This is a genomic window from Bradyrhizobium sp. CB2312 (assembly GCF_029714425.1).
Lineage (GTDB): Bacteria > Pseudomonadota > Alphaproteobacteria > Rhizobiales > Xanthobacteraceae > Bradyrhizobium.
Genome location: NZ_CP121668.1, coordinates 891,960 through 915,074 on the forward strand (window position 1 = coordinate 891,960; position 23,115 = coordinate 915,074).

The 23,115-nt window shown below is 64.3% G+C and carries 24 protein-coding genes, 1 tRNA gene and 1 pseudogene; 17 read left to right on the forward strand and 9 right to left on the reverse strand.

Features of this window, described 5'->3' with window-relative positions; translation table 11 throughout:
• Positions 1-13: 13 nt before the first annotated feature.
• Complete coding sequence (locus tag QA642_RS04225) at positions 14-967, forward strand: aliphatic sulfonate ABC transporter substrate-binding protein (RefSeq protein ID WP_283083531.1); 954 nt, start codon at positions 14-16, stop codon at positions 965-967.
• 258 nt (positions 968-1,225) lie between these two features.
• Here the strand turns inward: QA642_RS04225 and QA642_RS04230 are convergent, their stop codons facing one another.
• The 4 genes from QA642_RS04230 to QA642_RS04245 all read right to left on the reverse strand — a co-directional run bounded on the left by QA642_RS04230 (position 1,226) and on the right by QA642_RS04245 (position 4,911).
• The gene (locus QA642_RS04230) at positions 1,226-1,729 is read right to left on the reverse strand and encodes a DUF6496 domain-containing protein (protein WP_283083532.1); all 504 of its coding nucleotides are present in this window, start codon (positions 1,727-1,729) and stop codon (positions 1,226-1,228) included.
• 67 nt (positions 1,730-1,796) lie between these two features.
• Positions 1,797-2,579, reverse strand: coding sequence for an alpha/beta hydrolase (locus QA642_RS04235; protein WP_283083533.1), 783 nt, complete (start codon positions 2,577-2,579; stop codon positions 1,797-1,799).
• A gap of 4 nt (positions 2,580-2,583) precedes the next feature.
• Positions 2,584-3,879, reverse strand: a complete 1,296-nt coding sequence (locus QA642_RS04240) for an O-acetylhomoserine aminocarboxypropyltransferase (RefSeq protein WP_283083534.1) — start codon at positions 3,877-3,879, stop codon at positions 2,584-2,586.
• Positions 3,880-4,119: 240 nt separating this feature from the next.
• Positions 4,120-4,911: an IclR family transcriptional regulator gene (locus QA642_RS04245; protein WP_283083535.1), complete on the reverse strand. Its 792-nt coding sequence runs from the start codon at positions 4,909-4,911 to the stop codon at positions 4,120-4,122.
• Between the two features lie 126 nt (positions 4,912-5,037).
• On the opposite strand from QA642_RS04245, the gene QA642_RS04250 reads away from it, so the two are divergent.
• Genes QA642_RS04250 through QA642_RS04275 form a run of 6 tightly spaced genes read left to right on the forward strand, consistent with a single transcriptional unit; the run spans position 5,038 to position 9,653 of the window.
• Positions 5,038-6,003: a tripartite tricarboxylate transporter substrate binding protein gene (locus QA642_RS04250; RefSeq protein ID WP_283083536.1), complete on the forward strand. Its 966-nt coding sequence runs from the start codon at positions 5,038-5,040 to the stop codon at positions 6,001-6,003.
• A gap of 4 nt (positions 6,004-6,007) precedes the next feature.
• The gene (locus QA642_RS04255) at positions 6,008-6,625 is read left to right on the forward strand and encodes a flavin reductase family protein (protein ID WP_283083537.1); all 618 of its coding nucleotides are present in this window, start codon (positions 6,008-6,010) and stop codon (positions 6,623-6,625) included.
• A gap of 53 nt (positions 6,626-6,678) precedes the next feature.
• A complete protein-coding gene (locus tag QA642_RS04260; RefSeq protein ID WP_283083538.1) occupies positions 6,679-7,539 on the forward strand; it encodes a fumarylacetoacetate hydrolase family protein in 861 nt (286 codons plus the stop codon).
• A gap of 3 nt (positions 7,540-7,542) precedes the next feature.
• Positions 7,543-8,346, forward strand: coding sequence for a 2-oxo-hept-4-ene-1,7-dioate hydratase (hpaH, locus tag QA642_RS04265; RefSeq protein ID WP_283083539.1), 804 nt, complete (start codon positions 7,543-7,545; stop codon positions 8,344-8,346).
• Between the two features lie 25 nt (positions 8,347-8,371).
• Entirely contained in the window at positions 8,372-8,764 is a 393-nt protein-coding gene (locus QA642_RS04270) for a RidA family protein (protein WP_283083540.1), read from the forward strand.
• A 13-nt stretch (positions 8,765-8,777) separates the two neighbouring features.
• On the forward strand, positions 8,778-9,653 hold the full coding sequence (locus QA642_RS04275; RefSeq protein ID WP_283083541.1) for an amidohydrolase family protein: 876 nt from the start codon (positions 8,778-8,780) through the stop codon (positions 9,651-9,653).
• 173 nt (positions 9,654-9,826) lie between these two features.
• Here QA642_RS04275 and QA642_RS04280 read toward each other — a convergent pair.
• Both QA642_RS04280 and QA642_RS04285 read right to left on the reverse strand, forming a co-directional pair.
• Positions 9,827-10,834: pseudogene (locus QA642_RS04280) on the reverse strand (LLM class flavin-dependent oxidoreductase).
• Between the two features lie 168 nt (positions 10,835-11,002).
• Positions 11,003-11,773 carry a hypothetical protein gene (locus QA642_RS04285; RefSeq protein WP_283083542.1) on the reverse strand — a complete coding sequence of 257 codons (771 nt, stop codon included), beginning with the start codon at positions 11,771-11,773 and terminating at the stop codon, positions 11,003-11,005.
• 283 nt (positions 11,774-12,056) lie between these two features.
• On the opposite strand from QA642_RS04285, the gene QA642_RS04290 reads away from it, so the two are divergent.
• The 4 genes from QA642_RS04290 (at position 12,057) to QA642_RS04305 (ending at position 14,184) form a co-directional block, all read left to right on the forward strand.
• A complete protein-coding gene (locus QA642_RS04290; RefSeq protein WP_283083543.1) occupies positions 12,057-12,233 on the forward strand; it encodes a hypothetical protein in 177 nt (58 codons plus the stop codon).
• A 208-nt stretch (positions 12,234-12,441) separates the two neighbouring features.
• On the forward strand, positions 12,442-12,927 hold the full coding sequence (locus QA642_RS04295) for a Twin-arginine translocation pathway signal (RefSeq protein WP_283083544.1): 486 nt from the start codon (positions 12,442-12,444) through the stop codon (positions 12,925-12,927).
• Positions 12,928-12,939: 12 nt separating this feature from the next.
• A complete protein-coding gene (locus tag QA642_RS04300; RefSeq protein WP_283083545.1) occupies positions 12,940-13,572 on the forward strand; it encodes a ferric reductase-like transmembrane domain-containing protein in 633 nt (210 codons plus the stop codon).
• 135 nt (positions 13,573-13,707) lie between these two features.
• Entirely contained in the window at positions 13,708-14,184 is a 477-nt protein-coding gene (locus QA642_RS04305) for a cyclic nucleotide-binding domain-containing protein (RefSeq protein ID WP_283086798.1), read from the forward strand.
• Positions 14,185-15,161: 977 nt separating this feature from the next.
• Here the strand turns inward: QA642_RS04305 and QA642_RS04310 are convergent.
• On the reverse strand, positions 15,162-15,857 hold the full coding sequence (locus QA642_RS04310) for a uridylate kinase (RefSeq protein ID WP_283083546.1): 696 nt from the start codon (positions 15,855-15,857) through the stop codon (positions 15,162-15,164).
• 828 nt (positions 15,858-16,685) lie between these two features.
• Positions 16,686-16,760 (reverse strand) — tRNA-Thr (locus tag QA642_RS04315).
• Positions 16,761-17,075: 315 nt separating this feature from the next.
• On the opposite strand from QA642_RS04315, the gene QA642_RS04320 reads away from it, so the two are divergent.
• The 5 genes from QA642_RS04320 to QA642_RS04340 all read left to right on the forward strand — a co-directional run bounded on the left by QA642_RS04320 (position 17,076) and on the right by QA642_RS04340 (position 21,279).
• Positions 17,076-17,264 (forward strand): hypothetical protein, encoded by a 189-nt coding sequence (locus tag QA642_RS04320; protein ID WP_283083547.1) that lies wholly within the window; start codon positions 17,076-17,078, stop codon positions 17,262-17,264.
• A gap of 24 nt (positions 17,265-17,288) precedes the next feature.
• On the forward strand, positions 17,289-18,995 hold the full coding sequence (locus tag QA642_RS04325) for an FAD-dependent oxidoreductase (protein WP_283083548.1): 1,707 nt from the start codon (positions 17,289-17,291) through the stop codon (positions 18,993-18,995).
• Positions 18,996-19,322: 327 nt separating this feature from the next.
• A complete protein-coding gene (locus QA642_RS04330; RefSeq protein ID WP_283083549.1) occupies positions 19,323-19,631 on the forward strand; it encodes an EthD family reductase in 309 nt (102 codons plus the stop codon).
• Positions 19,632-19,817: 186 nt separating this feature from the next.
• Entirely contained in the window at positions 19,818-20,327 is a 510-nt protein-coding gene (locus tag QA642_RS04335; protein ID WP_283083550.1) for a hypothetical protein, read from the forward strand.
• A gap of 127 nt (positions 20,328-20,454) precedes the next feature.
• Positions 20,455-21,279 carry an alpha/beta hydrolase gene (locus QA642_RS04340; protein WP_283083551.1) on the forward strand — a complete coding sequence of 275 codons (825 nt, stop codon included), beginning with the start codon at positions 20,455-20,457 and terminating at the stop codon, positions 21,277-21,279.
• A gap of 168 nt (positions 21,280-21,447) precedes the next feature.
• Here the strand turns inward: QA642_RS04340 and QA642_RS04345 are convergent, their stop codons facing one another.
• Positions 21,448-22,089: a TetR/AcrR family transcriptional regulator gene (locus QA642_RS04345; protein WP_283083552.1), complete on the reverse strand. Its 642-nt coding sequence runs from the start codon at positions 22,087-22,089 to the stop codon at positions 21,448-21,450.
• A gap of 85 nt (positions 22,090-22,174) precedes the next feature.
• Between QA642_RS04345 and QA642_RS04350 the strand changes: the two genes are divergently transcribed.
• A complete protein-coding gene (locus tag QA642_RS04350) occupies positions 22,175-23,113 on the forward strand; it encodes an SDR family oxidoreductase (protein ID WP_283083553.1) in 939 nt (312 codons plus the stop codon).
• Positions 23,114-23,115 lie beyond the last annotated feature (2 nt).

Sequence of the window (23,115 nt, forward strand, 5' to 3'; positions counted from 1 at the left end):
AAAGGACCGCGATATGATCAGCCGACGACACATCCTTGCGACGACACTCCTGCTCGCCACCGCCCTGGCCGCCCCCGCGCACGCCGAGGACAAGCCCGCCGAAATTCGCATCGGCACACAGAAGGGCGGCTTCTTTCCGGCGGTGCGCCAGCGTCAGACGCTCGAGAACGCCTTCAAGCCGCTCGGCATCGAGGTCAAGTGGATCGACTTCCAGTTCGGCCCGCCGCTGCTCGAAGCCATCAATGTCGGCAGTGTCGATTTCGGCTATGTCGGCGACTCACCGCCGATCTTCGCGCAGGCCGGCGGCGCCAAGATCCGTTACGTCGCCGCGGTGAAATCGGAAGGCAACACCCAGGCGATCATCGTGCCAAAGGACTCACCCATCAAGACGCTCGCCGATCTCAAGGGCAAGCGCGTCGCCTTCGGCAAGGGATCGAGCGCGCACAATCTTCTGGTTGCGGCGCTCGAAAAGGCCGGCCTGTCCTGGTCCGACATCACGCCGGCGCCGCTCGCGCCGGCGGACGCGACGGCCGCCTTCGTCAAGGGCTCAGTCGATGCCTGGTCGATCTGGGATCCGTATCTCGCGCTTGCCGAATTGAAGGAGAACGCGCGCGTGATCGCCTTCGACAAGGACGTGCACAAGCCGAATGCGTTCTACATCGCCAACACGGATTTCGTGGAGAAATATCCGTCGCTGGTCGCGAAGCTCAACACGAGCTTCGCGTCCGAAGGCGTCTGGGCCAACGGACACCACGAGGACGTCGCCAAGGCGCAGGCCGACGCCACCGGCGTCGACATCGAGGCCGTCAGGCGTTTCGTGGCGCGCTCCAACTTCCGGGTCGTGCCGTTGGATGCCGAAATTGTCGCAAGCCAGCAGGCCGTCGCCGATCGCTTCGCAAAGCTCGGCCTGATCCCGAAGCCGGTCAACATCTCCGACATCGTCTGGAAGTGGACGCCGGGGTCGTGAGGGGTGCAGCGACGCAACGTCGTCATGCCCGGGCTTGTCCCGGGCATCCACGTTCTTTCCTCTGTGTGGGTAGGCGTGGATGGCCGGGACAAGCCCGGCCATGACGCTCGTGGAGGCTGTCTTGGTCCAAACTCTTACGTCGGAGGCGACTCCGCCCTCATCCCGAGGAGCCCGCCCAAGCGGGCGTCTCGAAGGATGGGCCACAGGGGAACTGCTTCTCGTGTTCGGCCGTGCCGGCTCCGGAATCAGCGCCACTGATCAACGCTTGCGGCGCGCCCGGGTGCGTGCCGCCTTCTTTGCGGCAGCGGAGCGAACCTTCGCTCCCTTGGTGTGGCTCGCTTTCCGCGCGGCCGCCGAACGGGACGCTGCGGTTCGCCGGCTTGCGGCGCGCTTGCCCTGCTTCGACAGCGCGCTCCGCGACGCGGTCGAGCGCGGCTCCTTCCTCAACACGCCTTCGACAGCGCGCGACACCTTTGGCCGGCGCTTCGGCGTGCGTTTGCCCTGACCGACCTCATAGGCGTATTTGGCGCTGCGGCGCGTCGACTTCTTGGTGCGGCCTTTGCGCGGCGGCGGCAAATCGACACCGGCGCGGCGCGCCTCGGACAGGCCGATGGCGATGGCCTGTTTGGTCGAGCGCGCGCCGTGCTTGCCCTTCCTGATCTTGTCGATCTCGTCCTTGACGAACTCGCCGGCCTGCGTGCTGGCCGATTTGCCGACACGCTTGTCCTGCTTCGCTTTGCGGATGACTTCCTGTCTTGGCATGGGTCAAAATCCCGTTTCAGTCACAGGGGTGTCTGACCGCAACGCACGACGCGGAAGATTGATCCTATCAGCCTCTCAATGCCGCGAGCAGCTCATCCGGGCGTTCGGCCATGATCATGTGGCCCGCGCCCGGCACCATGACGGTCTTCGCGTGCGGGATCGCGGCCGCGAGCGCCTTGCCCGCCTTCGCCGGTGTCATCATGTCCCGCTCCCCGAGGATGAGCGTCGTCGGCACCTTCACGCTCGCGGCCGCGGCAAGCGCATTCGCGTAGGCATTGCAGGCCGACAAATCCCTGAACAGCACGCCCGGCTCGCATGACTTCAGGACCGCCTGCGCGCCGCCATGCATCCACAGGCCAGGCGCAAGACTGCCGCCGAGCTCGGCATTGAAGCCGAGCCCCCAGATCGAGACCATGTCGTTGGCATCCTGCGAATTGGCTTCGGCGGCCTTGAGCAGATCCGGGCCGACCGTCATGGTCGCGGCGGTGCCGATCAGGCTCAGCGCCGACACCTTGTCGGGATGCCGTGCCGCCGTCTCCAGCGAGATCAGCGAGCCCATGGAATGTCCGATCAGATGCGCCTTCGCAGCTCCTGCCGCATCGAGCAGTGCAGCGGTCCAGTCGGCCATCTCGGCGATGCTACCGAGCGAAGGGCCGGGGGAGCGACCGTGACCGGGCAGGTCGGGCGCCAGCACGCCAAAGCCGTGATGCGCAAACCAGCGCGTGTGCAGCGCCCAGGTCGAATGATCGAAGCCGGCGCCGTGAATGAAGACCACGGTCGGCAGGGACTTGTCGAAGTCGCGGCCGCCATTCGCGACGAACACATCGGTGCCGTTGACGGAGAGGTTCATGGCGTCAGACCTTTTGCGAGATGCGCAGCGCCTGCGCCAGATCGTCGATGATGTCGGAGGCGGTCTCGATGCCGACCGAGAGCCGCACCAGCTCCTCGCCGATGCCGGCCGCCTTGAGCTGCTCGGCGTCCATCTGCTGATGCGTGGTCGAGGCGGGGTGGATCACCAGCGTCTTGGCGTCGCCGACATTGGCGAGATGGCTGATCATGCGCAGCGATTCGATGAACTTGCGCCCGGCAGGCCGGCCGCCCTTGATACCGAAGGAGACGATCGAGCCGGCGCCGCGCGGCAGCAATGTCTTTGCGAGTTGATAGTCCGTGTGATCCTCGAGCGACGGATGCAGCACCCAGTCAACAGCCTTGTTCGACTTCAGCGCCTCCAGCACCAGATGCGTATTCTGCATGTGCCGGTCCATGCGCACGCCGAGCGTCTCGACGCCCTGCAAGAGCTGGAACGCGTCGGTCGGCGACAGGCAGGCGCCGAAATCGCGCAGGCCCTCGGTGCGCGCGCGCATGATGAACGCCGCCGTGCCGAACTGCTCGTCGAAGACGATGCCGTGATAGCCGCCATACGGCTCGGTCAGCACAGCAAACTTGCCTGAGTCGCGCCAGTCGAAGCGGCCGCCGTCGACGATGGCGCCGCCGATCGCGATGCCGTGGCCGCCGATCCATTTGGTCGCCGAATGCATCACGATGTCGGCGCCCAGCTCGATCGGGCGGCTGAGATAGGGCGTGGCAAAGGTGTTGTCGATCAACAGCGGAATCCTTGCCTCATGCGCGATCGCCGCGACCTTGGGAATGTCGAGCACCTCGAGCCCGGGATTGCCGATGGTCTCGCCGATCACAAGCTTCGTGTTCGGCTTGATCGCCGCGCGGAACGCGTCGAGATCGCGCGGCTTCACGAACGTGGTGGTGATGCCGAAGCGCGGCAGCGTATGCGCCAGAAGGTTGATGGTGCCGCCATAGAGCGAGCTCGACGCCACGATATGGTCGCCTGCATTGAGCAGCGTCGCGATGCCCAGATGCAGCGCGGCCATGCCGCTCGCGGTGCAGATCGCGCCCACGCCCCCTTCGAGCGCCGCGAGCCGCTCCTCCAGCACGCCGGTGGTCGGATTGGAGATGCGCGTATAGATGTGGCCGGCGCGCTCCAGGTTGAACAGCGCAGCCGCGTGGTCGGAATCCTGGAACACGTAGGACGTGGTCTGGTAGATCGGCACCGCCCGGGCGCCGGTCGCGGGATCCGGATGCTGGCCCGCATGCAGGCTCAGGGTTTCGAAGGCAGGCGGTTTCGGCGCGGGCATGCGTGGCCTCGTTGGTCAGTCGGCGAGGCGGCTCTTGTGCCACAAAACCGAGCGGCACGTCAGCCCATTGACAGGGCAGCATCGGCGGTGCGCCCCCTCGCCCCGTTCTTACGGGGAGAGGGTTGGGGGTGAGGGGCTCTATCCGCGATCGTGGTGACCGTTGGACTCGCGGAGACTCCCCCTCACCCGGAATTTGCTACGCAAATTCCGGCCTCTCCCCGCACGCGGGGAGAGGCGAAGCTACCCGCCGATCGCCTGCTCGATGATCCGCGCCTCCCGCAGCAAAATCTCCGCGACCTCCTGCTCGCGCCTTGGCCCGAGCCTCGTCCGGACGGCGGAGACCGTCATCGCCGCGGCGGGCTGGCCATCCGGGGTCTTGATCCAGGTCGAGATCGATTTCGTGCCCTGTATGAGGCCGATCTCTCTCATGTAGTAGCCGCGCTTGCGCGCCGCGGTGACCTCGCCCAGCACGGTCGCGGCGTCGGTGTGATAGGCCTCGAACCGCTTCTCGTTGGCTGCGACGATTTTTCGCGCGTCCTGTGCCGGCATCGCGGCGAGGATGGCGACACCGGCGCTGGAGACGCCGAGTGGCCGGCGCGCGCCGATCTCGATCGACAGCACCTGGATCGGATAGACCCCGATCCTGCGATCGACGCACAGCGTGTCGTTGCCAGTCCGAACCGTCAGGAACAGCGTGTCGCCGATCTCGGTGGAGGCGCGCCGCAGCGACGGATTGGCGGCCACTAGCAGCCGCGACGGTCGCGGCCGCGCGAGCGCCAATTCCGGCACCTGGTTGCCGATGGCATAGCGGCCGCTTCGCTCGTTCCGCTCGACGATACCTTCCTCGATCAGCACGTGGACGATGCGATGCACGGTCGGACGGGTGAGGCCGGTCGCCTGCACGACCTCGGCCAGCGGCACGCCGTCCTCGCGCCCCGCGGCAAGAATGCGCAGCACCGCGAGCGCGCGCCGGATCGTTTGTGCGCCTTGCCGCGGTTCCATCGCGCTGCGGATCGATTTTGCTCTGTCCATAATATGGACAAGAACGCCACAATTCCCTCGACAGGTAAAGCGCGCATCTGGAGATTGCGCTCCGATCGGGATGCCTTGCCGTCAGGGCAACCGACCTGAAATTGGAAGCGCCGCCGGGAGGTTAACATGAGATTAATCTGGATTGCCATAGCTGCCGCAGCCGCGATGCTGGCGGGCCCCGCATCGGCCCAGCAATGGCCGGCGCGCAACGTCAAACTGATCGTGCCCTATCCCGCCGGCGGCAATGTCGACAGCGCCGCGCGCATCATCGCCGACAAGCTTCAGGAAAAGCTCGGCCAGCCCTTCATCATCGAGAACAAGGCCGGCGCCGGCGGCATGATCGCGGGCGAAGCCTTCGCGAAGTCGGCGCCCGATGGCTACACGCTGTTCGTCGGCGCCAACGGGCCGGTGCTGTTCGCGACCGAGATCAACAAGCGCGAGGCCTATACCTGGAAGAAGGACTTCCTCCCCATTTCGACGATCTCGATGACGCCGCTGGTGCTCGAGGTGCATCCGTCGGTGCAGGCTAACACCTTCAAGGAATTCATCGAGCTCGCCAAGCGCGAGCCCGGCAAGCTGACCATGGCCTCGCCCGGCCCCGGCACCACCAACCATCTGCTTAGCGAGCTGATGCAGTCGAACCTCGACCTGCAATGGGTCACCGCGCACTACCGCGGCAACGCGCCGGCCATCAACGACCTCCTGGGCGGCCAGGTGCAGTTCGCATTCGACCAGCTCACGGTCAGCCTCCAGCACATCAAGGCCGGCCTGTTCCGCGCGCTTGCGGTCACCAGCCCGCACCGGCTGAAGTCGCTGCCTGACGTGCCGACCTTCGCCGAGCTCGGCTACAAGGATTTCGACGGCCAGACCTTTACCGGCCTGTTCGCGCCGGCTGGCACGCCGGGCCCGATCGTTGACAAGCTGCACGAGACGCTGGTCGCGATCCTGAAAGACCCCGGCGTGGTCGACAAGTTCGACAAGCTCGGCGGCGAAGCAACAGTGATGACGCCCGCGGGGTTCAGGGCTTATCTCGAGCGCGAGGACGCCAAGTGGATTCCGGTCGTGCGCAAAGCCAACATCAAGGCTGACTGATCGCATGCGCATCGATCCCACCGAGCTCGGCGCGGAGCGCATCTACCGCCTGATGACCGGCATCGTGGTGCCGCGCCCGATCGCGTGGGTGACAAGCCTCTCCAGCAAGGGTGTGCTCAACCTCGCGCCGTTCAGCGCCTTCACCTTCGTCTCGCAGAAGCCGCCGATGCTTGCCATCAGCGTCGGCCGCAAGGGCGCCGACTACAAGGACACCGCGCACAACATCCTCGATACCGAGGAATATGTGATCCACATCGCCGATACCCCGCTGATGTCGGCGGTGCACGACAGCTCGGTCGAGCACCCGCCCGAAATCAGCGAGGTCGAGCATCTCGGGCTGGAGACGGTGCCGTGCGAGCGCATCAAGGTGCCGCGGCTTGCAGCGGCGCCGGTCGCGATGGAATGCCGCTTCCGCCAGTGCCTCGAATTCGGCGAGGCCAAGAGCCGGCTCATCGTCGGCGAGGTCGTGATGTTCCACTTGCGCGACGGCCTCGTCAACGACGGCAAGGTCGAGACCAAAGCGCTCGACCCGATCGCGCGCATCGGCGGGCCGCGCTACGCCCGGCTCGGTGAGATCGTGACGCTGAACACCGTGTTCCAGACGCCCAAATCGAAGGACTGAGCGCGCGGCCAAGCGCGGCGGCCTGCGGCTGAAAATCATTGGAGGAAACGACAATGCGACTCGTAAGCTATCTCCTGGACGGAGAGCCGCGCTATGGCGCGGCCGTCGAAGGCGGCGTGGTCGATCTGACCAAACGGATCGGCCGCGACTTTTCCGACGTGAAGGCGCTGATCGCGGCGAACGCGCTGGCCGACGCACAAGAGGCCGCGGCCGGACAGAAGCCGGATCACGCACTGGAAGATCTCGTCCTGCTGCCGCCGGTGCTGGCGCCGGAAAAGCTCTGGTGCATCGGCGTCAACTACGCCGAGCGCAACGCCGAATACAAGGACAATTCCGACCTGCCCAGATATCCCAGCCTGTTCGTGCGCAGCATGTCGTCGATGACCGGTTCCGGCCAGCCGCTGGAGAAGCCTGATGTCTCCGACCAGCTCGATTACGAAGGCGAGCTCGTCATCGTGATCGGGCAGGGCGGCCGTCACATCCCGCGCGAGAGGGCCTTCGCGCACATCTTCGGCATGACGCTGTGCAACGAGGGCACGATCCGCGACTGGCTGCGCCACGGCAAGTTCAACGTCACGCAGGGCAAGAATTTCGACCGCTCCGGCAGCATCGGGCCGTGGATCGTCACCGCGGACGAGCTCGATCCGCGCGGGCCGCACGACATCGTCACCCGCGTCAACGGCGAGGTGCGCCAGCAGGACACGACCGAGCGGCTGATGTTCCCGTTCGACTTCCTGATCTCCTATCTCTCCACCTTCGCCACGCTGAAGCCCGGCGACATGATCGTGACGGGCACGCCGACCGGCGCCGGCGCACGCTTCGATCCGCCGCGCTGGCTCAAGGTGGGCGACGTCGTCGAGGTCGAGTCCAGCCGCATCGGCGTGCTGCGCAACACCGTCGCCGCGGAGAGTTAAATCATGCTGGACAGCGCGACGATCGAACGCCTGGCCGCGTGCCTCGATGAGGCCGAGCGCAGCAAGGCGCTGATCCCGATGTTCTCGAAGGAATATCCCGATTTCAGCATCGAGGACGCCTACGCCATCCAGCGCGCCTGGACCAAACTCCAGCTCGGCCGTGGCCGCGTCATCAAGGGCCACAAGATCGGCCTGACCTCGAAGGCGATGCAGAACGCAGTCGGCATCAACGAGCCCGATTACGGCGTGCTGTTCGCCGATATGTTCTATGCCGATGCGACGCCGATCCCGTTCGACCGCTTCCAAGCGCCAAGAATCGAGGTCGAGCTCGCCTTCGTGCTGAAGGCGCCGCTGCGCGGGCCCGACTGCACCATCTTCGACGTGCTCAACGCCACCGACTACGTCACGCCCGCGCTGGAGATCCTGGAGACGCGCATGCACCGCGTCGATCCCGAGACCGGCAAGATGCGCAAAGTCATGGACACGATCTCGGACAACGCGGCCAACGCCGCGCTGGTGCTCGGCGGCCGGCCGATCCGCCCGATGGATGCGGATTTGCGCTGGATCGGCGCGCTGTTGTTCCGCAACGGCGAGGTCGAGGAGACCGGGCTTGCCGCCGGCGTGCTCAATCACCCCGCCAACGGCATCGCCTGGCTCGCCAACCGCCTCGCGCCGCATGACGAGCATCTCGCCGCCGGCGAGGTGGTGCTGGCGGGATCGTTCACGCGTCCGGTCGATATCCGTCGCGGCGACACGTTCCACGCGGATTATGGCGCGTTCGGCTCGGTGTCGTGCCAGTTCGTCTGAACCAACAACAAACAGGGAGCGCATCATGACGGGTCAGTCGCGGCGCAAGAGCATCCACATCGGCGGCTTCAAGCACGCCAATCCGATCCCGAACGCCTGCCGCATCGGCAATCTCGTGATGTCCGGGGTCATCCTCGGCCGCGACGCGGCCGGTGTGATGCCCGAGAGCCTCGACGCCCAATGCGCCAACATGTTCGCGCATATGAAGGCGACCGTGGAGGCCGCCGGCGGCAGCACCGACGACATCATCAAGATGACGGTGTGGCTGAAGGACCGCACGCAGCGCGGGCCGGTCAATGTCGAGTGGCTCAAGATGTTTCCGGACGAGCATTCGCGCCCGGCGCGCCACGCGCTGCCGATGGACAACATGGATGGCGGCGCGCTGGTGCAGTGCGACTTCACCGCCGTGATCGACTGAAGGAGTTTTGCGCATGCCGACCTATCTGCCGTTCGATCCCAATCCGCGCCGCCCGGTCAAGGCGCCGCCGCCGAAGACCATCGACAGCCAGTTCCACGTGCTCGGGCCCATCGACAAATATCCGGAGCGTCCTGGTGCTGCCTATCGGATGCCGACCGCGACCTGGGAAGCGGCGCTGCGCATGCACAAGGCGCTCGGCATCGAGCGCGGCATCATCGTGCAGACCACGACCTACGGCGCCGACCATGCCGTCGTGCTCGACGCTCTCGCCGCGATGGGTCCGAACTATCGCGGCTGCGCCAACGCGCTGGTGTTCGCCGAGGCGAGCGACTCCTATCTCGGCAAGCTGCATGACGCCGGCGTGCGCGGCGCGCGCTTCAGCTTCCGCCAGGAGCTCGGCGCGGTGCTGTCGGACGCCGATTTCGCGCGTGCCATCGCGCGCATCCGCGAACTCGGCTGGTACGTCAAGATCCAGCCGGAGAAGGACGGCATCGTCTCCAGCGTCGCCAAGTACGAAAATCTCGACGTGCCCGTGCTGATCGACCACATGGCGCGGCCTGATCCCGAGGCCGGCAAGAACGATCCGAACCTGCGCAAGATGCTGGAACTGCTCAAGAAGGGCAATTTCTGGGTCATGCTGTCGCTCGGCGAGAAGACCTCGAAGGCCGGCGCTCCCTACGACGACGTGATCCCGATCGCGCGCGCCTATACCGAGGCCGCCATCGACCGCTGCGTCTGGGCCAGCGACTGGCCGCATCCGGTCTCCGTGAAGCAGCCGCCGAACGATGCCGATTTGCTCGAGCTGATGTATCGCTACGCGCCCGATCAGGCGGAGCTCGAGAAGATCCTAGTGCACAATCCGGCGAAGCTGTTCGGGTTTCCGGACTAGAGGCCTCGGATCTCGCCGCGAACGCGGTGCACTCGCTCTCCCGCTTGCGGGAGAGGGGCGGGGTGAGGGCTCTTTCCTCTCGGGGATTGTCCCATTGCGGAAGACACCCTCTCCCCAACTCTCCCCCACGCGCGGAGGAGGGGGCGCAGCTCCGTCGAGGCGCTACGAACCGCTCACACCGCCGGCTGCTTCGCCAGCCGGTCCCGCACCTCGGCCGCGATCTCGAACGAGCGCAGCCGTGCGGCATGGTCGTAGATCTGGCCCGTGGTCATCAATTCGTCCGCGCCGGTCTCGGCGATCAGCGCCTTCAGCTTCGCTTCGACCACTTCCGGTGAGCCGACCGCGGAGCAGGACAGCGACTGCCCGACGCCGGCCTTCTCGGCCGGCGACCACAGCGCGTCCATGTCGTCGGCCGGCGGCGGCAGGGGGCCCGGCGTGCCGCGGCGCAGATTGATGAACTGCTGTTGCAGCGAGGAGAACATGCGCCGTGCCTCCGCGTCGCTGTCGGCGGCGAACACGTTGACGCCCACCATCGCATAGGGCTTGTCGAGCTGGGCCGAGGGCTCGAAACGCGCGCGATATTCGCGCAGCGCCGGCATCATCATCTGCGGCGCGAAATGCGAGGCGAAAGCGAACGGCAGGCCGAGCATGGCCGCAAGCTGCGCGCCGAACGTGCTCTAGCCCAGGATCCAGAGCGGCACCTTCGTCCCCATGCCGGGCACGGCGCGGATCGCCTGGTTCGGCTGCACATCGCCGAGCAGCGCCTGCAATTCCAGCACGTCATGCGGAAAATTCTCGGACGTGGTGGCGAGGTCGCGCCGCAGCGCCCGCGCGGTGAACTGGTCGGTGCCCGGCGCGCGGCCAAGGCCGAGATCGATCCGCCCGGGATAGAGCGATTCCAGCGTGCCGAACTGTTCGGCGATGACAAGCGGCGAATGGTTCGGCAGCATGACCCCGCCGGAGCCGACGCGGATCGTCTTGGTGCCGCCCGCGACATGCCCGATCACCACCGATGTGGCGGCGCTCGCGATCCCCGTCATGTTGTGATGCTCGGCGAGCCAGAAGCGTTTGAAGCCCCAGCGTTCGGCATGTTGCGCGAGATCGAGCGAATTGCGGAACGCCTGCGACGCATCGCCGCCCTGACGGATGGGTGCGAGGTCGAGCACGGAGAAGGGGATCATGGAAACGTCCGGGTGGAGCGCGATGCGCGCAGGGACCTCACATGTAATGCCGGACGGGGCAAATGGTAGCGCGACACGGTGCTCGGACGGCGGCGCAACGATGCCATTCAAAATTGCCGTGCCTGATACGGGCCTCTCGGCGCGAACCGTCGCCAGACGGAGCGGCAATCACGTTTTCCCGCGCGGGTCTTTCAGGAGATTGGGGGCGACACGACCGCCGTCACCGAATGCGCCCAGAACCTCACTGCAAAACGCACCGATCTCGGCAGCGTCGGCTCGCACCGCATACTCGGCGTCTGCTTTTTCCCGCGCCACATCGTCCGCAATCCCTTCGGGGGTAGCGTGCTGCCAATTTGGTCCGTTGCGCAGAAATTCGGTCCACGACGCGCGACCGGCCGCGATGATCGCTTCTGCGGCCTGTGTATTCGCCCCGACGCCTGCGCATTTGCCGGGAACGGCGAGCGCGTAATACGCTGCGAAAACGGAACTCAATGACTTGTTTGCAGTGGGCTCTTCGTCCGGTCGCAGCCCGATTCCCGCAATTGCGTCGGCCTTCGTGCATCGGGCCAATGTCTCCGGCGGACCGGGCTTGGTCAGGGACGTGACCTCAATGACGCCGTTGTCGAGCACCTTCACCTTCTTACGCCACCCCGACGGATTGCCGGGGCCCTTCAGCTTGAGGATGTATCCGTCCTTCAGCTTCTGGTGCGACACGATGTCGGCGCCGCACATGGAGCCGCCGCAAAACTCGTAACTTGTCGCGCTGATCGAGGTGAGATTGTCGGACTTGCGGTGGTAGGACTGACATTGAACGGGACTGTTGCCGTATTTGCCGATCAGCTCGCGGGGGGCGTTGGGATAGGCTTTCGCCTCGCCGGCCTCTGCCGCCATCTGTCCGACGAAGACCGATAGCAAGGTGATCGCAAACAGCTCTTTCATCGTCCCATGCCCCATCGATGTATGAACGCTAGCTCTCGTTGTCTGTGGATGATGCCACGCTCAATGGGCGAACCTACGACCGCGTCAGCCGGCCTTCAAGCGGTAGGATGGGTAGAGCGCAGCAAAACCCATCATGTTTCGTCCTCGAACAGAGCCTCTGCCCAGGCAACGTTTTTGATCCAGCGGACGTCAGCGCAGGTTTGACTTACGTCAACATTCGGAACCTGGCTTCATTTTTCATTGTCAGCATTGCCTGCTTCGATCTTCTTCCAGGAGAGACATCATGGCCGATCCGACCAAGCTCTCGGTTGAGAAAGCGCTCGAAAAGATACGTCAGCGTGACGAGCCGAAATCAGAGAATTCACGCCTTGATGAAAAAACCGACGCTCTCAATGAAGAGATAAAGCGTATGAGAGCACAAAGGCTCCGCCTTGAACGAGGACAGGGCAAGCGTGGCTGAACGGTGCGGCTCGGTAGATGGATAAGGGCGCATTCTGAGAGACCCGCGGGTCGCCATGTCGCTTGGCGTCCGTCTGCGACGACGCGGCCTTCGTTCACAACCCTGTTATTCCGGCCTGTGGCGCCGTTCGTCCCAACTGGGCGTTTCGCCCCTGTTGTTGTACCCTCGCCGGAGCCAAGCCCTTGCATGGCCGCCCGGAGGAACCGACATGACCACGGTCGTCTTCAATCGCCGCACCCTCCTCACCGCTGGCGGCACTCTCCTTGCCGGCGCGTCCGGGCTTCTGTTGCCGGTCCGTGCCGAAGGCCTCGCGCCGACCGAAACGATGTCGGGCGGAGCGAACAATTATCGCAAGGGCGCGGCGATCGTGGAGCGGATCGGCAAGGGCGGCTTCTGGATGAGCGGCACGGTGCGCCGCGCCGGCGACGGGGCTCCGCTCGCGGGACAGCGCATCCAGATCTGGGCGCACACGGTCGAAGGGCAGGAGCACGAGCCGCAGAGCCACGGCGCTACGCTCACCGACAAGGACGGCAAGTTCCGGCTCGAGATGCCGCAGATCATTCCGATCTTCGGCCAGCCGCATGGCCACCTCGCCTATGACAGCGGTGAATTCAAGACCGTGTTCCTGCGGCCGGTGATGCGGAGCCCGAAGGAAACCAGCCTCGAGGCGCATTTCGTCCTTGCGCCGGCCTGAGCGAACCAGCGAATGACGGGGTGGAAGCTCGCCCGGGTGATCCTGATCTGGGCCGCGCTCGTTTTGGCCATCGGCATGCCGATCGCCGCTGCAGCAACAAGCGAGCAGCTCGCCTGGCGCGGCCCGGTCTACATCCTCGCCGGCTTCGCCGGGATCGTTGCGCTCGCTCTCGTGCTGGTTCAGCCCTTGTTGATCGGCGGATATCTGCCGGGCCTCTCGGCCTATCGCGGTCGGCGCGCGCATCACTGGATCGGCGGCGCGCTGGCCCTGGCGATCGTGATCCACGTCGCCGGCCTCTGGATCACCAGTCCCCCTGATATGATCGACGCGCTGACCTACACATCGCCGACGCCGTTCTCCCCCTTCGGCGTCACCGCCATGTGGGCGATCTTCGCCGTCGCGCTGCTGGCCCTGCTGCGCCGGCGATTGGGTTTGCGGCCGCGAACCTGGCGCTTCGTTCATATGCCGCTGGCGATCGTCATCGTTGCCGGCAGCGTCGCCCATTGTCTGCTGATCGAGGGAACGATGGAGACGATCTCGAAGGCGGCGCTATGCGCGCTGGTGCTTGCGGCAACCGTCAAGGCCATGGTCGATCTTCAGGTGTGGCGAAAGCGAAGGACGCTCCGCGGCAGTGAGCCCGCGTAGGATGGGTAGAGCGAAGCGAAACCCATCATGCGTCAGCGCTGATGAAGCGCGATGAGTTTCGCTTCGCTCTACCCATCCTACGAGCTGACGCGCGCTCTCCTTGCCGCAGATTGCAGCGGGGCGTATCCTCGCGCAATGGCTGTCACTGCCCCCGACCTGAAAGCGTTCCTGCTCGCAACGCCATTCTTCGGTGGTCTTGCGGATCAAAGTCTAGACCTCCTGAGGTCGATGCTGGTCGAACGCCGCTTCGATCCCGGCGCAACGGTCGTGGCCGAGGGCGAGCCGGGTCGCTCGCTGTTCATCATCGAATCCGGCCGGCTCGCGGTGAGCAAACGGGCGAATGCGGGAGGCATCATCCCGATTTCCGTTCTGGAGCGCGGCGATTTCTTCGGCGAGATGACCCTGATCGAAATGCAGAACCGCTCCGCCACGGTGATCGCAGAAAGTCCGACGGTGCTGTACGAACTGACCGCCAAAAATCTCTACGCCTGCTACAAGGCCGACATCCACGCCTATGTGATCGTCCTGCAGAACATCAATCGCGAGCTGTGCCGGCGGCTGCGAAGGGCCGATGATCGGTTCGCCGGGCGCGAGGTGGGTGACGACAATTGATCGTGCGTAGGATGGGTAGAGCACTTGCGAAACCCATCATGCTTCGCCACGGAGCAGTTTCGTCACGGAGCAAGGCTTCGACGGCATTCGCTTCCACCTTCGCTCGATGAGCTACTGCGGACAAGTCGCTCCGCCCGTCCTGCTAGCGGGAGGTCACGACTTATCGTGCGCGTACTTCTCCAGGAGCAGCCGATTATATTCGTCTCTCACGGCTCTCTTCGAAACATGCCCTTTTCGGTCTTTGGCAATCTTCAGAAGATCACGATCAGTTGGTGCCCGTGATTTCCGCCTGAATTTCGCGAAGAGTGGGGTCGTAGGCGCCGACGTCCTTCCAAACAGCCCGTCAAACCATCCCATTGTGTCCTCCCGGACAGACCGCGAGGTATGAGACTATCACTCTGAATTTGGAGGGCAAACGGACAGTGCGACTGCATCTTTCTCGAAAGGCTCGCCACCACATGGTCCGCGACGGGGGCTGGCCTCAAGCGACGCAGTTCAAATGCCGGTGAGCGGCTGGGCCGCGGCTCAGGCGCGTCGGATGAGCCGCAACTCCTTGCTTCGCGGATTCGTGCAATATATTCCAGGTTGTGGTGCGCGAGATGCGTTCGCTGACGCGATTACAGCAGCGCCATCGAGTGTAGCGAGTTTCTATGAAAGCCGAAGGCAACGATGCCGGACAGAAGCAACGCAATCCCAGTCACGATCAGGCAACACGCAAACACTATCGAAGCCTCTTGCTCGTCATCCACGGCAAGGACGATAATAGATAAAATTTTACCGACAATCGAAAGGAAGAATTAACCTTACCTGCGCGGTGCAATCTCGACCCGTCCGGCAACACACCTCCTGCGCGTGTCGGTTTTTTGGATCGCAAGCGCGGTCGCGGACCGCGCATGGAGAGTCCAGTGTACCCCTGACTCCAGACGTCGGGGGCCTTTCAAGGTTCTTCTGCTCGGAGCCAAGAGCGGCTCGTTGGGTCAAATACTTCCAGCCAACCTCGCGTCCTGGCGGATGTGGACTTGTGGACGTTGAAAGTCCTCGTTGAGGAACAGAACGTCGGCATTCTTCTCGGGCGCACACAAGCGTTCATAAAGATCGAATGCGGGACGGTATCTCTCAGCATAGAGCCGTTGCGCGAGGACCTCATCACCGAGGTGAACGGCATCACGGGTCACACCTCTATGTTCAGAAGTCTGCTCCGACGTCTTTACGAAAATCGTTACATCCCAATCGTCGCGCAGTTCAGGTCGCTGAAGAAACGTGCCATCGACAATAAGAATGGCATTGGCTGGTGCCAATTGTGGTTCCTGTTCGATGGGCAAGTCATTTTCCAGATCAAAGGATTGCGTGCGATACAGACGGTTTCCCTCCGGCCCCAATGGAGCAAGCAGGAGCGTCTTCACCGCAGCCAGATCGCGCGCATCGTAGTAATAGCCTTCGGCTGAATAGCGACCGCGGGCATAGCGCTCGGCCCTGGGACGATGAAAGCCGTCGATCGACGTTCTAATAACAGGACAGCCTTTGCTGCGAACGCGCGACGCGATCTCGTCAGCCAGAGTCGTCTTGCCGGAAGCAGTGCGGCCATCGATCGCCACCCTGACAGGCCGTCCCAACGAAACACGCAAGAGCCTTGTTGCGAGTTTTTCCAGAACTGTTGCCTTGTCCGCCGTCATAAATCCGTTTCTTTTCGTTTCGAAGCCGGTGAGAAATTTGCTTACCTCATCGAGAGGGAAACATACCGGGGCCGTGCACGTTTTGGTAGTCGATCAATGAGCTTGCTCGTGCCGTGCTGAACTGGGCTGAAAGCCGTGCGTCGTCGCCAGTGCTGATCATCGGCGCCAATCCGACCCGTCGGGCAACACACCCGCCTCCGCCAAAACCCCGTCAATCCTCCCTCGAAAAAATATTCCACTTTACCGAAATTCGGATTTACGGCATTATCCCGCCATCCCGGTCCCCGGAGAGGGGCGATCGTACGTCGTGTCGAACGTGGATCGGGGTGCGGTGGACGCGGCAGCGCCGGGCACGGGTATGCGGAACCAGGGCGAGATGAACCTCGTGAGGTCTTCGCTCCGTGCGGACGGACGGCGCTGTGTCCGGCGAAGCTACTCAAGCGAAGCCGGGCCAGCTGCGTACGGCGAAAGCGCGTGGTCCTGACCGTCGTTGCTACGGTCAAGCCTTGCGGAGATGGATCGAGGCTCAACCGGGTTTCGGGACGTCGCCAATTCGCGAGGTGACGGAGGCCAGAAGGAACTCGGCTCCGGGGAGAGCGCGTATAAGCCGTCAGACCATCGCGCAGGGAAGGCCGGGTGTTTTCCGGCCCACCTGTTTCCCGCCTGCGCATTTGCGTGTGCAATTCTTCGCGCAGCGGATCATGGGTGCCAGCCGGCACCCGGCCTTCCCTGCGCCCTCTTCATTGGAAGAGGGCGAAAGAGGAGAGCAAAACTCGGGCGTCTGGTGCCGCGAGAATGCTGATCTGCGCGTGATTGAACCGAAGAAAATGGTGCTGCCAGACAGGATTGAACTGTCGACCTCTCCATTACCAATGGAGTGCTCTACCACTGAGCTACGGCAGCATGTGCTGGGATCAGAATCGGCCGCCAAGGGGCCTACCAAGCGGGCCGATATCTGCCACAACCCCCCCTCCTGTGCAAGCTTGCTAGCTCCGTCAAAACGAGAAAATCGGGCCGATATTGGGGCCAAAATGCCCGTTTTGGCGCGAAACGACCGACTTTCTGCCGATTCGGGTTCCGATATCCCCACCCAACTGGCCAGTTGGCCCGCTTGCCGGATTCGACTCATTTGGAGTTTCGCACGATCGAATTGCGCGCGCCTCTTGAGCTGCCACGTTGATGGGGCATGTTATCGCCGATCCCGTGAATGGAGCTGTGATGGCCGACGAGAACGACAAGCGCGCGCGGCAGGCGAAGACGTCCCGGGACGACCGGCTGAAATCGGCGCTGCGCGAAAATCTGAAGCGACGGAAGGTGCAGGCGCGCGAACGCGCCGCAGGTACCGAGCCCGAGCAGAACGATAACGGTTCCCTCGACGAGGAAGCCGCCGGGAAGGCCGGCGGCTAGGTTTTGCAATGAGCGAGAATGACAATGGCGAAGGACGAGGTGCAACGAACCGACAGGAACGCGCTCATGCCGCAGTTCACGCGTCCCGAGCAGACTTTTCCGGCGCTGGCGCCGGCCGAGATCGAGCGCCTGCGCCATTTCGGTGAGTTGAGGCGCTATAAAGACGGCGAGCTGCTGTTCGAGACCGGCAAGCAGGGTCCCGGCATGTTCGTGGTGCTGGCGGGCCACGTCGCGATCACCCAGCGCGACGGGCTCGGCCATGTCACGCCGGTGATCGATCAGGGGCCGGGGCAGTTCCTGGCCGAGCTCGGCCAGCTCTCGGGCAGGCCGGCGCTGGTCGACGGACGCGCCGAGGGCGAGGTCGAGGTGCTCCTCGTTCCGCCGAACCGGCTGCGTGCGCTGCTGGTGGCCGAAGCCGAGCTGGGCGAGCGCATCATGCGCGCGCTGATCCTGCGCCGGGTCAATTTGATCCAGGGCGGCATCGGCGGGCCCGTGCTGATCGGGCCGTCGAACTCCGTCGGCGTGGTGCGCCTGCAGGGCTTTCTCACCCGCAACGGCCAGCCGCATCATCTGCTCGACCCCGACAGCGAGCATGACGCGGCCGAGATCATCACGCGCTATTCGCCGAAGCCGGAGGATTGGCCGCTCGTCGTCACCGCCGACGGCACCGTCCTGCGCAATCCCAGCGAGACCGAGCTCGGCCGTGCCATCGGCATGATCGGCGGCGCCAAGGACGATCGCATCTTCGACGTTGCGATCGTCGGCTGCGGACCGGCGGGACTTGCAACCGCGGTCTATGCGGCGTCCGAAGGCCTCTCGGTCGCGGTCGTCGACACCCGCGCTTTCGGCGGCCAGGCCGGCGCCAGCGCGCGCATCGAAAACTATCTGGGCTTTCCGACCGGCATCTCGGGCCAGGCGCTGGCGGGGCGCGCCTTCACCCAGGCGCAGAAATTCGGCGCCGAGATCATGATTCCGATGTCGGTGAGCTCGCTGGATTGCTCGCGTACCAACGGCGCCTTCGCGTTGGCGCTGGATTGCGGCGACACCTTGCGCTCGCGCGCGGTGGTGGTCGCGAGCGGCGCGCGCTATCGCCGTCCCGACATCGCGAACCTCGACACGTTCGAAGGACGCGGCGTCTGGTACTGGGCCTCGCCGGTCGAGGCGCGGCTCTGCGCCGGCGAGGAGGTCGCTTTGGTCGGCGCCGGCAATTCGGCGGGGCAGGCGGCCGTGTTCCTGTCGGGCCACGCCAAGCGCGTGCTGATGATCATCCGCGGCGGCGGCCTAGGGGCCAGCATGTCGCGCTATCTCATCGAGCGCATCGAAGCGACGCCGAACATCGAATTGATGTTCAACACCGAGATCACCGCGCTCGAGGGCGACGAGACCTCGCTCTTGCGGCGCATCCGCTGGAAGAGCCGGCTCTCGGACGACGAGGACGAAGCCGAGATCCACAACCTCTTCCTGTTCGTCGGCGCCGATCCCGCCACCAGCTGGCTCGACGGCTGCGGCGTGACGCTCGATCGCGGCGGCTTCGTCGTCACCGGCGCGCAGTCCGAGCTGAATCAGGGCAAGCTGGTGGCGCCGCTCGAGACCTCGGTGCCCGGCGTCTACGCCGTCGGCGACGTCCGCTCCGGCTCGGTCAAGCGCGTCGGCGGCGCCATCGGCGAGGGCGCGCAGGTCGTCGCCTCCCTGCACGGCTATCTCGGCGACGCCGCAAAACCGGCGCTTTAGAGCACGATCCGGACCCGAAGGGCCGCGTCAGCGAAAAGTGTGAAGCGGTTTTCCGAAAAGATCGTGCTCAAACAATAAGTCAAGGACAAGACAAGCAAATGGCAAGTCGAATGAGGCTTGCCATCGTGCCTTGTCCCACAGACTATCGCCTCATCCTGAGGAGCCGCGACAGCGGCGTCTCGAAGGATCGAGGCCCGGAACGGCGACCCGGGCCTTCATGGTTCGCGCGGCGATGCGAAAGCATCGTCCGCAGAGGCGCTAACGCGCCTTCTCACCATGAGGATCGAAAGCTGAACGAGCGAACAAAAGATTCAACGGGAGGACTAAATGGCTGAAATCGTCGTGCTCTACAAAACGCCCAAGGATGCCGCGGCCTTCGACAAATACTATGCCGAGACCCACATTCCACTCGCCAAGAAACTTCCCGGCCTGAAGAAATACGCCGTCAGCAAGGGGCCGGTCGGCTCCCCCGCCGGCCCGACCGGAATCCATCTCGTCGCCATTCTCACCTTCGGCAGCGTTGCCGACATCCAGGCGGCATTCGCCAGCCCGGAAGGCCAGGCGACCGGAGCTGACGTGCCGAAATTCGCCAGCGGCGGCGCTGACATCTTGATCTTCGACACCAAGGACGTGTGAACGATCGCTTCGACTTTCGTCGAAAACCCGCTGTCGTTTGCGACAGCCTTGCAAAAAAAAATCAGCCATGCGTTTGTCGATTCGCACGATGACGCATGGCCGTGCACATGCATGTGACGACAACGCATGTGACCATGAGGAGCGTAATACTACTCTCATCTCAATGCAGAGCGTAGGAGAGATGCCATGGTCCTTGGGTTGAGCCTGCCCGCCTTCACACTGGTCCATGTCATCATCAGCCTGATCGCCATCGCCGCCGGCCTTGTCGTGATGTTCGGCCTGCTCGGTTCGAACTCGATGCCGGGCCTCACCGCGATCTTCCTGCTGTTCACCATCCTCACCAGCGCCACCGGCTTCCTGTTTCCGTTCAAGGAGCTGCTGCCCTCGCACATCATCGGCATCATCTCGCTGGTGCTGCTCGCGATCGCCTGCTTCGCGCTCTACGGCAGGAAGCTCTCCGGAGTCTGGCGTCCGGTCTACATCGTCACCGCGATGATCTCGCTCTATTTCAACGTCTTCGTGCTGGTGATCCAGTCGTTCCTGAAGGTGCCGGCGCTGGCCGCGCTCGCGCCCGCCGTGCCGCCGGCGCCGCCTTCGGGGCCGGTGTTCGCGGTGGTGCAGGGCATCGTGCTGGTGTTCTTCGTGGTGCTGACGATCGGCGCCTGGCGCCGCTTCAAGCCGATGACGTTTGCCTGATCGCCAACAGCCCGTCATTCCGGGGTATCGCGTAGCGATGAACCGGAATCTCGATCTAGCAATCTCCAGATTCCGGGTTTGCGCTTCGCGCGCCCCGGAATGACGTCTTTCACTAAAGGAGCCCACCATGCCCACCATCACCACCAAAGACGGCGTCGAGATTTTCTTCAAGGACTGGGGCGCGGGCCAGCCGATCGTGTTCAGCCATGGCTGGCCCCTGTCGTCAGACGATTGGGACGCGCAGATGATGTTTTTCGTCACGCGCGGCTACCGCGTCATCGCCCATGACCGTCGCGGCCACGGCCGCTCGTCGCAGGTTGCCGACGGCCACGACATGGATCATTACGCCGACGATCTCGCCGCAGTCACCGCGCATCTCGATCTCAAGAACGCGATCCATGTCGGCCATTCCACCGGCGGCGGTGAGGTGGTGCACTACATCGCGCGCCACGGCGAGAGCCGGGTGGCGAAGGCCGCGATCCTCTCCGCGGTGCCGCCGCTGATGGTGCAGACGGCAGCCAATCCCGGCGGTCTGCCGAAGAGCGTGTTCGACGACCTGCAGAAGCAGCTCGCCGCCAGCCGCACGCAATTCTATCGCGACCTCCCGGCAGGCCCGTTCTACGGCTACAACCGTCCCGGCGCAAAACCGTCCGAAGCGGTGATCCAGAACTGGTGGCGCCAGGGCATGATGGGCGGCGCGAAAGCGCATTACGACGGCATCGTTGCGTTCTCGCAGACCGACTTCACCGAGGACCTCAAGAAGATCAACGTCCCCGTGCTGGTGATGCACGGCGACGACGACCAGATCGTGCCTTACGCTGATTCCGCCCCGCTCTCGGCCAAGCTGCTCAAGAAGGGGACGCTGAAGACCTACAAGGGTTTCCCGCACGGCATGCCGACCACGCACGCCGAGACGATCAACGCCGACCTGCTGGCGTTTTTTAAGGAGTAAGGTGTCTTCCTTCTCCCCTTGTGGGAGAAGGTGGCGCGAAGCGCCGGATGAGGGGTTCTATCCGCGAATGCATTTGAGAGTGAGTATGCGGAGACAACCCCTCACCCGTCTCAATCGCGCAGAGCGCGATTGATCCACCCTCTCCCGCAAGGGGAGAGGGGAAGAATGTCACTTCAAGATTGCCCGGATCGCATCGAAGGTCCGCTTCACGAAAACTTCCGGCTTTTCCCGCGCGCCTTCGCCCATCCAGCTGTCGCCGCCGACGCGCATTGCGCCGGTGGCGATCATGGCGACGAGCCGGGCCTTCGCCATGTCCGACTTGCTTTTCGCGCGCTGGGCGAGCCCATCGGCCAGCGCGCGCTCGAGCTTCTCGTATTTGAGCTGGTCGCGCGCATGAAGCGCGGGGTTGTCCCGCTTGAGCCGCGACATTGCCGTCGCCTCGGCCGGATCGACGCGCTTGACCGCTGCGGCGATGGCATTCTCCGCCGCGGTGAGCATGGATTCGTCCGCAGGCCTTGCGAGGATCTCGGCGACCAGCGCGGCCGCGGCATCTTCCTGCCAGGCGGCGACCACGTCCTCCTTGGACGCGAAGTAATGGAAGAAGCTGCGGCGCGACATCTCCGCTTTGGCCGCAATGTCGTCGATCGTGGTGGCTTCGAAGCCGCGCTCGCGGAACAGCGCCATCGCCGCGCGGGTCAGGCGCTCGCGCGTCGCCTGCTGCTTGCGCTGGCGCAGGCCCGCAGTCGGCGGCGATTTTCCTTCCACGGCCAATGGCTTGGCACGCTTCCCGATGGCCTTCGAAACCTTCAAATCATTTCACCTCTTGCAAATTTGCACTCAGTGCACATTTAGACCGATCGCGGGCCTCATTCCAGCCCCCGAACGGAGACATGGCATGACCGACTGGACGACGGCAGACATCCCCTCTCTCGGCGGCAAGACCGCCGTCGTGACCGGGGCGACAGGCGGCCTCGGCTATGAGACGGCAATGGCGCTGGCGGGCGCCGGGGCCATTGTCATACTCACCGGGCGTAGCGACGCAAAGGGCCTGCGCGCGATCGAGGGCATTTGCGCACGCTTTCCCAATGCGTTGATTGCGTACGAGCATCTCGACCTCGCCAGCCTTGCCTCCGTCGCCGACTTCGCCAGGCGCTTTGCCGCCGGCAACGAGCAGCTCGATCTCCTCGTCAACAATGCCGGCGTGATGGCGCTGCCGAAGCGGCAGCAGACCGAGGATGGTTTCGAGATGCAGCTCGGCACCAATTATCTCGGCCACTACGCGCTGACGGCACGCCTGTTGCCGCAGCTTCGCCGCGCCAAGGCCGCGCGTGTCGTCAATCTCTCCAGCCTTGCGCACCGCTCCGGCGCGATCAATTTCGACGATCTCCAGAGCCAGCGCTCCTATCGTCCGTGGCGGGCCTACTGCCAGTCCAAGCTGGCGATGCTGATGTTTGCCCTGGAATTGCAGCGTCGCAGCCTCGCCGCCGGCTGGGGCGTGACGAGCCTTGCCGCGCACCCCGGCTATGCGCGGACCGATCTCATTGCGAACGGGCCGGGCGCAAACACGTTCCAATGGCGGGTCGGCCGGTTGCTCCAGCCGTTGATGAGCCAGTCCGCGGCCGAAGGCGCGCTGCCCACATTGTTCGCCGCGACCTCGCCGGCCGCCGAGCCCGGTGGCTATTACGGCCCGAACTGGTTCTATGAATTGAAGGGCCCGCCGGTACCTGCGCGGATCATGCCGCAGGCGAAGGACTTTGCCGCGGCGGCCATGCTGTGGGATGTCTCGGCAACGCTGACCGGTGTATCCTTCGACGAGATCGCGGTCGCCGCATGAGC

Bases quoted from the DNA above. Each gene is read 5' to 3' on its own strand.
- QA642_RS04285 (WP_283083542.1), bottom strand. From the start codon at position 11,773: ATGAAAGAGCTGTTTGCGATCACCTTGCTATCGGTCTTCGTCGGACAG.
- QA642_RS04335 (WP_283083550.1), top strand. From the start codon at position 19,818: ATGGTCCTTGGGTTGAGCCTGCCCGCCTTCACACTGGTCCATGTCATC.
- QA642_RS04275 (WP_283083541.1), top strand. From the start codon at position 8,778: ATGCCGACCTATCTGCCGTTCGATCCCAATCCGCGCCGCCCGGTCAAG.
- QA642_RS04235 (WP_283083533.1), bottom strand. From the start codon at position 2,579: ATGAACCTCTCCGTCAACGGCACCGATGTGTTCGTCGCGAATGGCGGC.
- QA642_RS04290 (WP_283083543.1), top strand. From the start codon at position 12,057: ATGGCCGATCCGACCAAGCTCTCGGTTGAGAAAGCGCTCGAAAAGATA.
- QA642_RS04270 (WP_283083540.1), top strand. From the start codon at position 8,372: ATGACGGGTCAGTCGCGGCGCAAGAGCATCCACATCGGCGGCTTCAAG.
- QA642_RS04255 (WP_283083537.1), top strand. From the start codon at position 6,008: ATGCGCATCGATCCCACCGAGCTCGGCGCGGAGCGCATCTACCGCCTG.
- QA642_RS04230 (WP_283083532.1), bottom strand. From the start codon at position 1,729: ATGCCAAGACAGGAAGTCATCCGCAAAGCGAAGCAGGACAAGCGTGTC.
- QA642_RS04350 (WP_283083553.1), top strand. From the start codon at position 22,175: ATGACCGACTGGACGACGGCAGACATCCCCTCTCTCGGCGGCAAGACC.
- QA642_RS04300 (WP_283083545.1), top strand. From the start codon at position 12,940: ATGACGGGGTGGAAGCTCGCCCGGGTGATCCTGATCTGGGCCGCGCTC.
- QA642_RS04330 (WP_283083549.1), top strand. From the start codon at position 19,323: ATGGCTGAAATCGTCGTGCTCTACAAAACGCCCAAGGATGCCGCGGCC.
- QA642_RS04325 (WP_283083548.1), top strand. From the start codon at position 17,289: ATGGCGAAGGACGAGGTGCAACGAACCGACAGGAACGCGCTCATGCCG.
- QA642_RS04245 (WP_283083535.1), bottom strand. From the start codon at position 4,911: ATGGACAGAGCAAAATCGATCCGCAGCGCGATGGAACCGCGGCAAGGC.
- QA642_RS04305 (WP_283086798.1), top strand. From the start codon at position 13,708: ATGGCTGTCACTGCCCCCGACCTGAAAGCGTTCCTGCTCGCAACGCCA.
- QA642_RS04250 (WP_283083536.1), top strand. From the start codon at position 5,038: ATGAGATTAATCTGGATTGCCATAGCTGCCGCAGCCGCGATGCTGGCG.
- QA642_RS04340 (WP_283083551.1), top strand. From the start codon at position 20,455: ATGCCCACCATCACCACCAAAGACGGCGTCGAGATTTTCTTCAAGGAC.
- QA642_RS04225 (WP_283083531.1), top strand. From the start codon at position 14: ATGATCAGCCGACGACACATCCTTGCGACGACACTCCTGCTCGCCACC.
- QA642_RS04260 (WP_283083538.1), top strand. From the start codon at position 6,679: ATGCGACTCGTAAGCTATCTCCTGGACGGAGAGCCGCGCTATGGCGCG.
- hpaH (WP_283083539.1), top strand. From the start codon at position 7,543: ATGCTGGACAGCGCGACGATCGAACGCCTGGCCGCGTGCCTCGATGAG.
- QA642_RS04295 (WP_283083544.1), top strand. From the start codon at position 12,442: ATGACCACGGTCGTCTTCAATCGCCGCACCCTCCTCACCGCTGGCGGC.
- QA642_RS04310 (WP_283083546.1), bottom strand. From the start codon at position 15,857: ATGACGGCGGACAAGGCAACAGTTCTGGAAAAACTCGCAACAAGGCTC.
- QA642_RS04320 (WP_283083547.1), top strand. From the start codon at position 17,076: ATGGCCGACGAGAACGACAAGCGCGCGCGGCAGGCGAAGACGTCCCGG.
- QA642_RS04240 (WP_283083534.1), bottom strand. From the start codon at position 3,879: ATGCCCGCGCCGAAACCGCCTGCCTTCGAAACCCTGAGCCTGCATGCG.